Raw genomic sequence first — 12,873 nt, 5'->3', positions numbered from 1 at the left:
ACGATGGCCAAGACGTCTCAAGCCGCGGGGCTTCACCGTGCGTCGCTTGCGAAGCTGCACGAGCTCGATGCGGCACTCGAGCTGATGTATTACGGCTGGCGCGGGATGACGCTGGAAGCCGACGCATATCTTGCCAAGCAGGGTCTGTCGCGCCCGCATCATCGTATCCTCTATGTGGTGGCGCGCCGGCCCGATATCTCGATCGGCTCGCTGGTCGAGGTCCTCGGCATTTCCAAGCAGGCTCTGAACCGGCCGCTCAATCTGCTCTTGGAGCGCAAGCTCCTGACGTCGAAGCGCTCGCCGGAGCAGCACCGCTCGAAACTGCTGCGCCTGACCGAAGCGGGGCGGCGCATCGAGCAGCGCGCCTCCGACCACGAGCGCCAGGTCTTGCGCGCGGCGTTCGATCGCGTCGGGGCGTCCGGTGCGGCTGGCTGGATGGGGGTGATGGAGGCGATCGCCGACAACAGCTGAACGAAATCTCAAGTCAACATAGTTGACATGAGGCGCGGGCTTTGCCACCTTCCCGGCCACGAGCCAGGGGAGGATCCGCATCATGAGCGGACAAGCAATGGATCGCGCGGCCGCCGAACGCTTCGTCGCGGCATGGTGCGCGAATTGGTGCAGGGTCGATATCGACGCGGTGGTCGCGCATTTCGCCGACGATGCGCAGATGCGCAGCCCTCTCGCTCTCACCCTGACGGGTTCTCCGACCGTCACCGGCGCTGAGGCTATCCGCGCCTACTGGCGGAAAGCCTATGGCCACATCGAAAGTGCCGACCTGAAGATCCTGAGCTGGAGCTGGGACGAGGCGATCGCGCGACTGACGGTGTGGTGGCAGCTGGGCGACACCCGCGCCAGCGAGTTCATGGACTTCGACGACGCGGGCCGCGTCGTACGCAGCGAAGCCTTTTACGGAAAATGACGATGCACCTTTCTGATTTCATCCTGCTTCTCAACACGCTCTGGTTCGTCGGCGCCTTCATCCAGTTCAGCATCGCGCAAACCAACACGTTGAAGATCCTGCTGCCGCGGGAAGAGCGTCGCAATCCGATTGCGCCGACCCTGGCGGCGAGCGTTGCGTTCCTGGGCGCGATGAATCTGCCGATCGGGCTGCTGTCGCTCTATCTCCTGGCCGCCCGTCCGTCCTTCTTCCAGCCGGCCGAAGCGCAGCTCGCGCTGTTCCTGTTCTTCGCCGCCTGCCATTTCAGCCAGTTCGCCTACAATGTTCCCGTGCTGATGCGTGGAGGCCGCGTCGGAGTGGCTTACTGGCCCGTGCTGAAGGGCCCGATGCTCCGGATCTTCGTCATCGACGCGGCTCTGTTCGCGGCCAATCTCGGCGTGGCGCTTCAGCTGCTGTCGCGCGCTTGATAGGCGCCGCACGTTTGACATGGAGATGGCCGCGCCTACGGCGTCTTGATCCCGATCGCCTTCAGCGCGTCGAGCATTCGCTGCGGCGGGCCCATTTTCACCACCAGTGGCTGGCCGGTCTCGAGCAGGCTCTTGAGGCTGGACAGGATCGCCGGCCAGCCCTGGCGTCCGCCGGCAAGGATGTCGTCGCTGAGCGGGCGATCATGGCCTTCGCTCATGGTGAGCCGGACCGCATCGCCGACCTGCTCGATCTCGTAGGTGACGAGCGTGGGGCCGAGCTTCTCGATCAGGTCCGGCCAGTTGACGTTGAACGTCACCGAGAGCTTTCGCGGCGGGTCGTAGGCGAGAACCTCGCCGCTGATGTGCAGCGCGCCGTCAGGCGTGCGCACGATGAACGAGCCGCCAAGGCGCGGCTCGACCGCGACGGTGTTGCCGAAGAAATACTGCCTGCTGAACTCGGCCGAGGTCAGCGCTTCCCACACCTTCTCCGGCGTCGAAGCGATGTAGATGGTGTAGACCGTGAGCGGCTTGAATTGATCGAGCTTCATTTTGCATCGAATCCCTTGTTCAGGGCTGCGCGTGGAATGCCGAGCAACTTGCCGGTCTCGAGCAGGCTCTTGAGCTGGGACAGGATCGCCGGCCAGCCATTGGAGACGGCGCCGAGATATTTGCCGCCCTCGACGAAGCCGTCATGCAGCACGGTCAAACGCACGAGCGAGCCGAACGGTTCGATGGTGAAGACGACGCGCGAGGTCGGCTCGCCGCGAAGCTCCTCGTACTTGTGGTGCTTGAAGCTGTAGGACAGACGCCGCGGCGGATCGGCTTCGAGGATCTCGCCGGAATCGGTGACCTCGCCGTCGAGCAGAAGCGCGAAGGGAGAGCCGACCTTCCAGTCCGATTTCACCTCGGCGCCGAACCAGTATTGCCTGGTGAACTCGCTCGACGTCAGCGCCTCCCACAGCTTCTCGGGCGTGGTCTCGATGTAGGTCACGTAGACGAATTGGGGCTTCGGCATCACGCAGCATCCTTCGCAGAACAGCTGGGAGCCGCGATCTCGATGACATGTCCTGTCTCCAGCAGGCTCTTCAGATTGGAGAGGACCATCGGCCAGCCGCCCGAGATGGAACGCCGTGTCCTGCCGTCCTCTCCGAGCTCGTCATGTGTTACCGTGAGCTTGACGACCTTGCCACGCGGCTCGAGATCGAACGTGACGCGGGAAGCGCTCTCGCCCGCGGCTTCCGGCTTGCGATCGATCCAGCTATAGGCGAGCTTGCGCACCGGATCGAACACAATCACCTCGCCCTCCACCGTCGGGGAACCTGCATTGGTGAAACGGTAGGCCGAGCCCGGCGTCCAGTCGGAGGCAATGCGATTGCCGAACCAGTAGCGCTCCGTGAGATCGCCGTCCGTCAGGGCCCGCCACAGTGCATCGGCAGTCGTCTCGATATAGGTGACGTAGACATATTCGGGCTTACTCATCGCGTTTCTCCAACTGGCGTTTCAATTCGCTGAGCGCGGCGAGCTTGCCGCGCTCGAACTTCTTGATCCAGCGTTCACCGATCTGATGGATCGGTACCGGGTTGAGATAATGCAACTTCTCGCGGCCCTGCCTGATGGTCGTCACCAGGTTGGCCTCTTCCAGAATGACAAGGTGCTTGGTCACGGCCTGCCGCGTCATCGCGAGACCCTCGCAGAGCTCGTTCAGCGTCTGGCCGTTCCTGGCGTGAAGCCTGTCGAGCAGCGACCGTCGTGACGCATCGGCGAGCGCTTTGAAGACTTCATCCATGGCAGGATAATACGCAACCAAACGGTTGCATGTCAAGGCGCGAAAATAGAGGGAGGGGGAACGTCTTCCGTTCCAGCACGCGCCATGCATTAATGTGGCACCGCCTCCAGCGAGTCTCTCCCATGATGTCCATGCAAGCCTATCTCGCCTTCGTCGCCGCCTGCATTGCGCTGGCGCTGCTGCCGGGTCCGATCGTCACCCTCGTCATCGCCAACGGACTGCGCCACGGCACGCGTGCGGCGCTCACCAACGTTGCCGGCGCGCAGGCCGGGCTTGCCATCGTCATCGGCATCGTCGCGGTCGGCCTGACCTCGCTGATGGCGACCATGGGTTACTGGTTCGACTGGGTGCGCTTTGCCGGCGCCGCTTATCTCGTCTGGCTCGGCATCAGGCTGATCTGGACGCCGGTCGAGGGCGTCGAGGTCGACGCGCCGCCACCACCGCCGCGCGGCGGCTTTTTCCTGCAGGGATTTTTGGTGCTGCTGTCGAATCCGAAGGTGCTGGTGTTCTTCGGCGCTTTCATCCCGCAGTTCATGGACCTGAACCGGCCGCACTTCCCGCAAGTCGCGCTGCTGGGCGCCACCTTCATGGTGACCGCAGTGATGACGGATGCGCTCTACGCCATCGCCGCCGGGCGCGCCCGAAAATTCTTCTCGGCGCGCCGCACGCGGATGATGTCGCGCATCTCCGGCGGCTTCATGATCGGCGGCGGCATCTGGCTCGCGCTGACACGGGCGAAGTGAGCGAAGGCATGATCCGGACCCGGACGGCCGCCGTTGATGCAAGGTGCTGAGCGGTTGTCCGAAACGATCGTGCCCGAAGTACGAGCCAAAGCGCGATGACGATTCATCCCAATCCCATCGCGCTTTACTTACGAATATTCCGTCAATGCCCGCAAGCTGCGCTCTGCCTCCACCAGAGCTATCAATATCTCGCCCGACATATCGCTCGGCCCGATCTCGCCGGGCTCGTCGTGGCCTTCTGCGCCTTTGGCTTTGTCATCGCTCGGCCGCTTCGCCTACGTGCTCTGGACCATCGCCGCGATCTTCGCGGCGCTGGCGCTGTTCGTCGCGACGCGAGCCGGTTGACGTTCACCTCTCTCCGTTTGCGGTCGTTTGCGGGGAGAGTGAGGGCACCGCCGGATTGGCCGGCTACACCAACGGCTCCGCCCGCAGCTCCACCGCGATCTCCGCTAGGATCCGTGCCAGCCGTTCGGCCCATTGCTGCTGGCCGGACTGGTCTTCGATCAGGTCCTGGCGGATCTCGATGCCGGTGTTGACGAGGCCGCGGGCTTCGCCGTGCACGGGGATGGTGTAATCGGTGAGATCGCTCACCGCATAGGGCTCGTTATCGCCGACGACGAGATCGCCCTCGCTGCGCAGGTGCTTGAGCAAGAGCTGTGGCAGCACGGTGTCGCGGTGATGGAGCGTGCCGATGTGCCAGGGACGTGCGATGCCGGCATAGACAGGCGTGAAGCTGTGCAGCGACACCAGCACCGTCGGCTGCTTGTCATGGCGGCGGCGGGAGATCGCCTCATCGATGCGGTGGTGATAGGGCTCGAAAATCTCGCGCCGCCGTGCCTCACGTTCCCGCTCCGAAATGCCCTCGTTGCGCGGGATCGCGGTCGCCTCGGAGGTCACGGGGATCGAGCTCGCGACGTCGGGCGGACGGTTGCAGTCGATCACGAGCCGCGAATAGCGCTGCGCGATCAGATGCGCGTCGAGCATCTTGGCGAGCCGCTCGGCGACGCCGGCGATGCCGATGTCCCAGGCGATGTGCCTGACAAGGTCGCTTTCCGCGAGGCCGAGATCGCCGAGCGCGCGCGGCAGCATCCGTCCGTAGTGATCCGCGGTGAGCAGGAACGGCGATGTCCCTGCCGCATTCACCTCATGCACGGGCGGAATATCGCCCTCGCCGAGCAGTTGATCGGTTGCCTCGGCTGTGTCCAAAGCCATCCTGATTTGCCTATGGAATAACAACGTGTGTAAACGGAGTAACGGTATCGCACCGAAGCTGCAACTTTGGAACACCATGAGCTCCGATCGACTTTTCGTCTACGGCACCCTGATGCGCGGCTTCGATCATCCGATGGCCCGGCTGCTCGCGGGCCATGCGGAATTTCTGTGCGAAGCGACCTGCCGCGGCCGGCTCGTTCTGGTGAAGCACTATCCCGGATTGCTGCTTTCCGACGCGCCGACGGACATCGTCCATGGCGAGCTCTTTCACCTGCGCGTGCCGGACGAGCTCCTGCGCGAGCTCGACATGTACGAGGCCTGTGGCGAGGGCTTTCCGGAGCCGACGGAATATCTGCGGCAGATGATCGAGGTCACGTTGCCTGATGGTGCCACGGAAAGGGCCTGGACCTATGTCTACAACTGGCCCGTCACCGGTCTGCCGTGCATCGAGTCCGGGCGGTTCCTGGAGCACTAAGCCGACAGCACTTCCTTCACCATGCGCACGTCGACCTCGCGCTCGACATAGGTCCACTCCTCGGTCCGCCGGAGCATCGCCACCAGCTCCTCGAACAGCGAGGCGTCTGCGGGAGCGAACTCGAACCAGGTGAGAAAGTCGAAGGGGCCGCCGAGGTCGCGGCAATGATAGAGCTGGCGCGCGATCGCCGGCAGGAAGCGCAGGCTGCTCGCAATGTGGTGCGATCTGTCCTCGAAGATCTTGCGTCGCTCTTCCTGCGTCAGCTCCCACCAGGATTGCGACTTGCGGATCGGGATCAGCGCCGCGCTGGTTGCCTCCAGCCGGCCGAGGCCAGCCTGCACGGCCACGAGCTGCTGCTTCTCGGCCCGCTCGGTGTAGCGCAAGTTGCTCGCGACCCCGACCAGCCGCCAGGCATTGCGCGAGGGCACCTGCGGCAACGAGACGGCCTCGCTGTCGGTCACCGACAGCGCCGGCACAAAGGGCAGGGGCTCGCCCGTCACTGGCGAAATCGAGGTCACGCGCCAGCCCCCGCTCTGACCGCCTCGAAAGGTCCTGAACATGCAGGCATGGAAGCGCGGAACCGGGCGCGGTTCAAGTGGCTCCGTCAAGTCATTCCGGCCACTTATTCCGTCATCCTCGAGGGATGAATCGGCCTGGATGCAGCCGGGCCGTCGGCCTTCGAGGCTCGCCGAAGAGGCGAGCACTTTCAGGGGTGACGGGACCAAGGCCTGTGCATAGGTCGAATAACCCGGATAACCCGCCTAAACCTGACTATTGGCGAGGCCGCGCCTATATCCCTGATCCTTCGCCCGACTCAAACGCTCGGCTAAACTCATCCCATGCGCTTCACGCCCCAATTCCTCGACGAGCTTCGTGCCCGGCTTTCGGTCTCCGAAGTCGTCGGCAAGCGCGTCAAGCTGAAGAAGGCCGGGCGGGAGTGGAGAGGGCTGTCGCCGTTCCAGCAGGAGAAGACGCCGTCCTTCTACGTCAACGACCAGAAGGGTTTTTACCACGACTTCTCCTCCGGCAAGCACGGCGACATCATCGATTTCTTGATGGAGACCGAGGGCGTGCCGTTCGCGGAGGCCGTGGAGCGGCTCGCCAATATGGCGGGCCTGCCGCTGCCGGCGGTGACGCCCGATGCCGCGCGGCATGAGCAGCGGCGCAAGTCGCTGCATGACGTCATGGATCTCGCCGCAAGATTCTTCGCGGAGACGCTGGCCTCGCGCGTGGGGGCGAAAGCGCGTGGTTATCTCGCCGACCGCGCGATCTCGCCGGCGACGCAATTGCAATTCCGCCTCGGCTATGCCCCGCCTGATCGCTTCGCGCTGAAGGAGCACCTCGGCCAGCAGGGCATCTCCGTCGAGGACATGATCGAGACCGGGCTGCTTGTTGCCGGCAATGACATCCCCGTGCCCTACGACCGCTTCCGCGATCGCGTGATGTTTCCGATCACGGACTTGCGCGGCCGTGTCATCGCCTTCGGCGGGCGCGCGCTGGAGAAGGACGTTCCAGCCAAATATCTGAACTCGCCGGAGACACCGCTCTTCCACAAGGGCGACAATCTCTACAATCATCAGACCGCGCGCAAAGCCACGCATGACGGCAGCGCGCTGATCGTGGTCGAAGGCTATGTCGATGTGATCGCCATGGTTACCGCGGGTTTTGCGGGTGCCGTGGCGCCGCTCGGCACAGCGCTCACCGAGAGCCAGCTCGCGCTGCTCTGGAAGATGGCGGACGAGCCGATCCTCTGTTTCGACGGTGACCGCGCCGGGCAGAAGGCGGCCTATCGCGCCGCGGATCTTGCCTTGCCTTTCCTCAGCCCCGGCAAGAGTCTTCGTTTCGCGCTGCTGCCGGAAGGGCAGGACCCCGACGATCTCGTGCGCTCGGGCGGGCGCGGCGCGATCGAGGAGGTGATCGCGGCAGCGCGGCCGCTTGCCGACATGATCTGGTCGCGCGAGCTCGAGGGCGGCAATTTCGCCACGCCGGAGCGCCGCGCCGCGCTGGAGGCGCGCATCAAGGAGCTCACGAACGGCATCCGCGACGAGGTGGTGCGGCGCTATTATCGCGACGAGTTCGTCGAGCGGTTGCAGCGCACCTTCGCCCCCGAAGGTGGGCGCGGCTTTGGCGGCCGGGGCAATTTCCGGCCCGGCGGCGGCCGGCCGTTCCAGCCGAGGGCAGGGGGCCCGAATCGATTCGGCGCCCAGGGATTCGGCGGCGGCCGCCGCGGGGCCCCGGGTCCCACCCTGCTACCGTCCGGCCCCTACCAGGCGGCGAGCCCCCAGCTGGCGGCAAGCCCGATCATGCGGGGCCAGCGCAGCGCCATCTCCCGCCGCGAGGCCCTGATCCTGCAATGCCTGATCAATCACCCCTGGCTGCTGCATGAGCATCTCGAGGAGGTCGCCGCCCTGGAGCTGGCCCATCCCGAGGCCCACAAGCTCAGGGCCGGCATCATCGCCGCCTTTGCCAACGACCATCACCACTCGCCTGACCCTGGCGAGCAGGCCGAAAAGATGCGCAGCGACCTCGAACGGGGTGGATTTTCCCAGGTTCTTCAAAGGGTTGAGAACGTCATCACGACCCAGGCGGTATGGGCCGCCCGCGAGGGCGCGGCAAGGGATGACGTTCTTGCCACCTGGCACCAGCTGGTTGCCTTGCATCGGCAATGGCATTCACTACTTAGAGAGCTGAAAGACGCCGAGCTGGCCTTGGGGGAGGATCCCAGTGAGGCCAATTTGGCATGGCTGCGTGACGTCAAGGCTCGGATAGGGGAAGTCGACGGTACCGAGGCCCTGATCGAGGGTTTTGGTGAGCTGTCGGGCCGGCTCCAGAAGAGCATGTGATGAAGAATCATGCGGACGGCCGCGGCCGGAACCGCTAAAAGACTCGCCAAATCCTGGGTTTGGCGGCAAAAACAGGGTTAATCGAGGCTTAACGGTCTTGTAGCACTTTGGCCCAGAGGCGGCCGCAGGCATAACAGACGCGTCAGGAATGAATCCGCGCAATCGCTGTTGGCACTACACCTGCATCCGCCGCGTCAAAGAGGCTGACGAAGCGTTAGGCAATTCCGGCGAGAGAAAGTTGGGGGTGGCGAGAGGTTTGTGCGCCGCCCTTTCCGTGTCGAGAGCTGCCGAAGCGAGAGCGTCGAGCAACAGGATCAAGTGAATTCACGCAGGCGCGGCGGGCGTCTCGCATGAAGCGCGTTTAGGAGCAATGGATGGCCACCAAGGCAAAGACGCTGCAGGCGAAGGACAAGGAAAAAGACGACAAGGCAGCGGATGCGCCGGAGAAGGACTCCCAGGACGCGCCCTCGCCCTTGCTCGACCTGTCCGACGCGGCCGTGAAGAAGATGATCAAGCAGGCCAAGAAGCGCGGCTTCGTGACCTTCGATCAGCTCAACGAAGTCCTCCCCTCCGACCAGACCTCGCCCGAACAGATCGAGGACATCATGTCGATGCTCTCGGACATGGGCATCAACGTCACCGAAGCCGACGACACCGAAGGCGAGGAAGAGAAGGACGAGGCCGACGACGACACCGATAACGAGCTCGTCGAGGTCACCCAGAAGGCCGTCACCGAGGTCAAGAAGAGCGAGCCGGGCGAGCGCACCGACGATCCGGTGCGCATGTATCTGCGCGAGATGGGCACGGTCGAGCTGCTCTCGCGCGAGGGCGAAATCGCGATCGCCAAGCGCATCGAAGCCGGCCGCGAGGCGATGATCGCGGGCCTCTGCGAAAGCCCGCTGACCTTCCAGGCCATCATCATCTGGCGCGACGAGCTCAACGAAGGCAAGATTTTCCTCCGCGACATCATCGATCTCGAAGCGACCTATGCCGGCCCCGATGCCAAGGGCGGCATGAACACTGCGATGATTGCAGGTCCCACCGGTGAGAACGGCGAAGCGCCGGCCGAGGGTGGCGAGGCCGCGGCGGCAGCCGCCGCGCCTGCGCATGTCGCTCCGCCCGCAGCGCCGCCGGCGCCGACCCCGTTCCGCGCCGCGCCTGCCGCCGGCGGCGAAGGCGAGGACAAGGATCCGGGCGAGGCCGCGGCCGAAGCCGACATGGACGACGACGAGTTCGAGAACCAGATGTCGCTCGCGGCGATCGAGGCCGAGCTCAAGCCGAAGGTGGTCGAGATCTTCGACAAGATCGCCGACAGCTACAAGAAGCTGCGCAAGCTTCAGGAGCAGGACATCCAGAACCAGCTCCAGAACGAGTCGCTGTCGCCGCACCAGGAGCGCAAGTACAAGAAGCTCAAGGACGAGATCATCGTCGAGGTGAAGTCGCTGCGCCTCAACCAGGCGCGCATCGACAGCCTCGTCGAGCAGCTCTACGACATCAACAAGCGCCTCGTCTCGCATGAGGGCCGCCTGATGCGCCTTGCCGACAGCCATGGCGTCGCGCGCGAGGACTTCTTGCGCAACTACACCGGCTCGGAGCTCGATCCGCGCTGGCTCAATCGCGTCTCGAAACTGTCGGCCAAGGGCTGGAAGAACTTCGTCCATCACGAGAAGGACCGCATCAAGGACCTCCGCCACGAGGTGCATCAGCTCGCAGCCCTGACCGGCCTCGAGATCGGTGAATTCCGCAAGATCGTGCACTCCGTGCAGAAGGGCGAGCGCGAGGCACGCCAGGCCAAGAAGGAGATGGTGGAAGCCAACCTCCGCCTCGTGATCTCGATTGCCAAGAAGTACACCAACCGCGGCCTGCAGTTCCTCGACCTGATCCAGGAAGGCAACATCGGCCTGATGAAGGCGGTCGACAAGTTCGAGTATCGCCGCGGCTACAAGTTCTCGACCTACGCCACGTGGTGGATCCGGCAGGCGATCACCCGCTCGATTGCGGACCAGGCCCGCACCATCCGCATCCCCGTGCACATGATCGAGACGATCAACAAGATCGTGCGCACGAGCCGCCAGATGCTCAACGAGATCGGCCGCGAGCCGACCCCGGAAGAGCTAGCGGAAAAGCTCGGTATGCCGCTGGAGAAGGTGCGAAAAGTCCTCAAGATCGCCAAGGAGCCGCTGTCGCTGGAAACGCCGGTCGGTGACGAAGAGGATTCACATCTCGGCGATTTCATCGAGGACAAGAACGCGATCCTCCCCATCGACGCCGCGATCCAGTCCAATTTGCGCGAGACCACCACGCGCGTGCTGGCGTCCCTGACGCCGCGCGAAGAACGCGTGCTGCGCATGCGCTTCGGCATCGGCATGAACACCGACCACACGCTGGAAGAAGTCGGCCAGCAGTTCTCGGTCACGCGCGAGCGTATCAGGCAGATCGAGGCGAAGGCGCTACGGAAGCTGAAGCATCCGTCGCGGTCGAGGAAGCTGCGGAGCTTCTTGGATAATTGATCGTAGACAGCGATTCAAAGCAAACGGCGGGCCTTGACCCGCCGTTTTTCATTTGTCGTCATTGCGAGCGCGGCGAAGCAATCCAGAGTCTTTCTACGGAGGGTTTTCTGGATTGCTTCGCTGCGCTCGCAATGACGGGAGAGGCTGAAGGCCTATTTCTTCCTCGCCCCCACCCGCTCGATCCGCTTGATCTCCAACGCCGGTCGGCCGCTCTTTTCCGCGATCTCGCGGTCCTGCTCCATGATGAAGCGGCGGGCGGGTTCGTCGCCGTCGAGGCCGCCGAGCAGCTCGGCGGGCACGCGGCGGTTGGAGCGCTGGGAGCCGTCTTCATAGACGACGTTGAAGAAGGCGAATTCGCCTTTCGGGTTGGTTCCGGGTTTCTTGGCCATGGCGGCTTGTCGTCGATCAGGACGCCGCAGTCAAATGACTTTGCGGCTTGCATAGGTGGGCTCCTGCCGAGCGGGGCGAAGCCTCCGCGTTTTCCTTGAAGCCCACACTTGACCTGAGGTTGACCTTGGAGGAACATGAAGCTTTCAATTGCTCCGCTGCATTTTGGGAGCGCGTGATATGCCCAATACGGCCATCGATTATTCCAAGATCTGCTTCGTCATCATGCCGTTCGGTTTGAAGAAGGTCGGCGACAAGGATGTCGATTTCGATGTGATCTACAGTGACATCTTTCTCCCCGCCATTGCCGCGGTCGACCTGCCCGAGGGCGGCAAGCTCGAGCCGCGGCGTACCGATCAGGACTTCTTCACGGCACTGATCACGCAGGACATGTTCGAGTATTTGGAGTACTCGCGCTTCGCGTTGGCCGACCTCAGCGGGCTCAACTTCAACGTCGCCTACGAGCTCGGGGTTCGGCACCGCGCTCGTGAGGCCGGCACGGCGATCTTCCGCCAGGGCAACTCCGCCCCGCCCTTTGATATCGCGTCGATCAAGGCTTTTCCCTACGAATATGCGCCTGCTACGGAGGCCCAGAAATCGCGGGCGCTGATCACGCAGGTGTTGACAGAGTCGCTCAAGCGAAACCGGATCGACAGTCCGGTACGGCAGGCCCTCGACGAGCAGCGGCAGTCTCCGCCGGTCAACGACTTGTTGACACAGGCCGAAAACGAGATCCGCGCCTACAACGTCACCAGCGCGATGGAGATCTATCGCCAAGTGGTTGCGGCCGATCCCAACAATCCGTTGCCGCGGATGAAGCTCGGCCTGTTATGCCGAGACAACGACATATGGGACGAAGCGCTCGAACAATTCACCGCTGCGGCGGCCGCGTCGCCGACCTATAGCGAAGCCTGGCGCGAGAAGGGAGTCGCCGAGAACAAGGTCGCGCAAATCGCCAAACGGCCGCCACTCGATTCCGATCCCGCGCCCGGCGAAACATCCATTCGCGAGGCGATCAGACTCAACCCGAAGGGATTCGACGCTCTCGCCTCCCTTGGCGGCGTCCTCAGACGTGCAGGGCGCCTTGTGCCTGCACTTGCGGCCTATGAGGAGTCGATGAAGGCTTCGGGCGGACATCCGTATCCGCTGCTCAACGCGTTGAAGCTGCGTGCGCAAGTCAACGGACGTCTTGCCCTGTCCGAGTCGGACCAGCTCGCGCTGGCGCGTGCCGCCCGCGTCCGGGAGGCGCAGCTGAAGCAGCAGCCGCCGTTCGATCGACCCTGGTGCTACTTCGATCTGGCGGAGATCAGGCTGTATCAAGGGGATGCCGCTGCCTTTCTCAAGATCGCCAAGGATGGATTTGCGGATCTGGACACGGTCAATTGGCAACGCAAGAGCTTCATCGACGCTATGCGCGGGCTGCTACCCGCAGAGAGTGAGCTTCCGGGATTCAAGACGGGCTTCGAAGAGCTGGAGAAGAAATTGCCGCCGGAGTGACCGAACGGGCCTCCGCTGGTTCAGAGGCGAGGCGCAACGCCCACCGCGTCAA

Annotated in this window: 15 protein-coding genes; 8 read left to right on the top strand and 7 right to left on the bottom strand. The window is 63.7% G+C overall.

All coding sequences use genetic code 11. The features are described from left to right. The first annotated feature begins 3 nt into the window (after nucleotides 1-3). The 3 genes from EAV90_RS02760 (at nucleotide 4) to EAV90_RS02750 (ending at nucleotide 1,368) form a co-directional block, all read left to right on the top strand. Complete coding sequence (locus EAV90_RS02760; protein WP_122401075.1) at nucleotides 4-471, top strand: MarR family transcriptional regulator; 468 nt, start codon at nucleotides 4-6, stop codon at nucleotides 469-471. Nucleotides 472-553: 82 nt separating this feature from the next. After that, nucleotides 554-922, top strand: a complete 369-nt coding sequence (locus EAV90_RS02755; protein WP_122401076.1) for a YybH family protein — start codon at nucleotides 554-556, stop codon at nucleotides 920-922. Nucleotides 923-924: 2 nt separating this feature from the next. Further along, the gene (locus tag EAV90_RS02750; RefSeq protein WP_122401077.1) at nucleotides 925-1,368 is read left to right on the top strand and encodes a hypothetical protein; all 444 of its coding nucleotides are present in this window, start codon (nucleotides 925-927) and stop codon (nucleotides 1,366-1,368) included. Nucleotides 1,369-1,403: 35 nt separating this feature from the next. Here the strand turns inward: EAV90_RS02750 and EAV90_RS02745 are convergent, their stop codons facing one another. The 4 genes from EAV90_RS02745 to EAV90_RS02730 are packed head-to-tail and all read right to left on the bottom strand — an operon-like array spanning nucleotide 1,404 to nucleotide 3,154. Continuing rightward, nucleotides 1,404-1,916, bottom strand: a complete 513-nt coding sequence (locus EAV90_RS02745; protein ID WP_129142534.1) for an SRPBCC family protein — start codon at nucleotides 1,914-1,916, stop codon at nucleotides 1,404-1,406. Beyond that, complete coding sequence (locus tag EAV90_RS02740) at nucleotides 1,913-2,383, bottom strand: SRPBCC family protein (protein ID WP_122406395.1); 471 nt, start codon at nucleotides 2,381-2,383, stop codon at nucleotides 1,913-1,915. Before EAV90_RS02740 ends, EAV90_RS02745 begins: the two co-directional genes overlap by 4 nt. Next, the gene (locus tag EAV90_RS02735; protein WP_122401079.1) at nucleotides 2,383-2,847 is read right to left on the bottom strand and encodes an SRPBCC family protein; all 465 of its coding nucleotides are present in this window, start codon (nucleotides 2,845-2,847) and stop codon (nucleotides 2,383-2,385) included. The genes EAV90_RS02740 and EAV90_RS02735 overlap by 1 nt, the downstream gene beginning before the upstream one ends. Next, nucleotides 2,840-3,154 (bottom strand): ArsR/SmtB family transcription factor, encoded by a 315-nt coding sequence (locus tag EAV90_RS02730; RefSeq protein ID WP_061880471.1) that lies wholly within the window; start codon nucleotides 3,152-3,154, stop codon nucleotides 2,840-2,842. Before EAV90_RS02730 ends, EAV90_RS02735 begins: the two co-directional genes overlap by 8 nt. A 122-nt stretch (nucleotides 3,155-3,276) precedes the next feature. On the opposite strand from EAV90_RS02730, the gene EAV90_RS02725 reads away from it, so the two are divergent. Further along, nucleotides 3,277-3,897 (top strand): LysE family translocator, encoded by a 621-nt coding sequence (locus EAV90_RS02725; RefSeq protein ID WP_162500130.1) that lies wholly within the window; start codon nucleotides 3,277-3,279, stop codon nucleotides 3,895-3,897. A gap of 408 nt (nucleotides 3,898-4,305) precedes the next feature. On the opposite strand, the gene EAV90_RS02715 is transcribed toward EAV90_RS02725, so the two are convergent. Continuing rightward, nucleotides 4,306-5,109 (bottom strand): N-formylglutamate amidohydrolase, encoded by an 804-nt coding sequence (locus EAV90_RS02715; RefSeq protein WP_122401080.1) that lies wholly within the window; start codon nucleotides 5,107-5,109, stop codon nucleotides 4,306-4,308. Nucleotides 5,110-5,185: 76 nt separating this feature from the next. On the opposite strand from EAV90_RS02715, the gene EAV90_RS02710 reads away from it, so the two are divergent. After that, complete coding sequence (locus EAV90_RS02710) at nucleotides 5,186-5,584, top strand: gamma-glutamylcyclotransferase family protein (RefSeq protein WP_122401081.1); 399 nt, start codon at nucleotides 5,186-5,188, stop codon at nucleotides 5,582-5,584. Here the strand turns inward: EAV90_RS02710 and EAV90_RS02705 are convergent. Next, entirely contained in the window at nucleotides 5,581-6,144 is a 564-nt protein-coding gene (locus EAV90_RS02705; RefSeq protein ID WP_122406397.1) for a chlorite dismutase family protein, read from the bottom strand. The two genes, EAV90_RS02710 and EAV90_RS02705, sit on opposite strands and share 4 nt — an antisense overlap. Before the next feature lie 279 nt (nucleotides 6,145-6,423). Here EAV90_RS02705 and dnaG point away from each other — a divergent pair, with 279 nt between their 5' ends. Then, a complete protein-coding gene (dnaG, locus tag EAV90_RS02700) occupies nucleotides 6,424-8,427 on the top strand; it encodes a DNA primase (RefSeq protein WP_122401082.1) in 2,004 nt (667 codons plus the stop codon). Nucleotides 8,428-8,801: 374 nt separating this feature from the next. Next, the gene (gene rpoD, locus EAV90_RS02695) at nucleotides 8,802-10,937 is read left to right on the top strand and encodes an RNA polymerase sigma factor RpoD (RefSeq protein WP_122401083.1); all 2,136 of its coding nucleotides are present in this window, start codon (nucleotides 8,802-8,804) and stop codon (nucleotides 10,935-10,937) included. 152 nt (nucleotides 10,938-11,089) lie between these two features. Here rpoD and EAV90_RS02690 read toward each other — a convergent pair whose 3' ends face one another. Continuing rightward, nucleotides 11,090-11,326 carry a hypothetical protein gene (locus EAV90_RS02690; RefSeq protein ID WP_122401084.1) on the bottom strand — a complete coding sequence of 79 codons (237 nt, stop codon included), beginning with the start codon at nucleotides 11,324-11,326 and terminating at the stop codon, nucleotides 11,090-11,092. Between the two features lie 178 nt (nucleotides 11,327-11,504). On the opposite strand from EAV90_RS02690, the gene EAV90_RS02685 reads away from it, so the two are divergent. Next, nucleotides 11,505-12,821 carry a tetratricopeptide repeat protein gene (locus EAV90_RS02685; RefSeq protein WP_129142533.1) on the top strand — a complete coding sequence of 439 codons (1,317 nt, stop codon included), beginning with the start codon at nucleotides 11,505-11,507 and terminating at the stop codon, nucleotides 12,819-12,821. Nucleotides 12,822-12,873: the final 52 nt, after the last annotated feature.

Origin of the sequence: Bradyrhizobium vignae, assembly GCF_004114425.1 — a bacterium.
GTDB classification, from domain to species: Bacteria; Pseudomonadota; Alphaproteobacteria; order Rhizobiales; family Xanthobacteraceae; genus Bradyrhizobium; species Bradyrhizobium vignae.
Note: the sequence above shows the minus strand (reverse complement) of the source record. Positions and strands in the feature narration are given on the sequence as shown.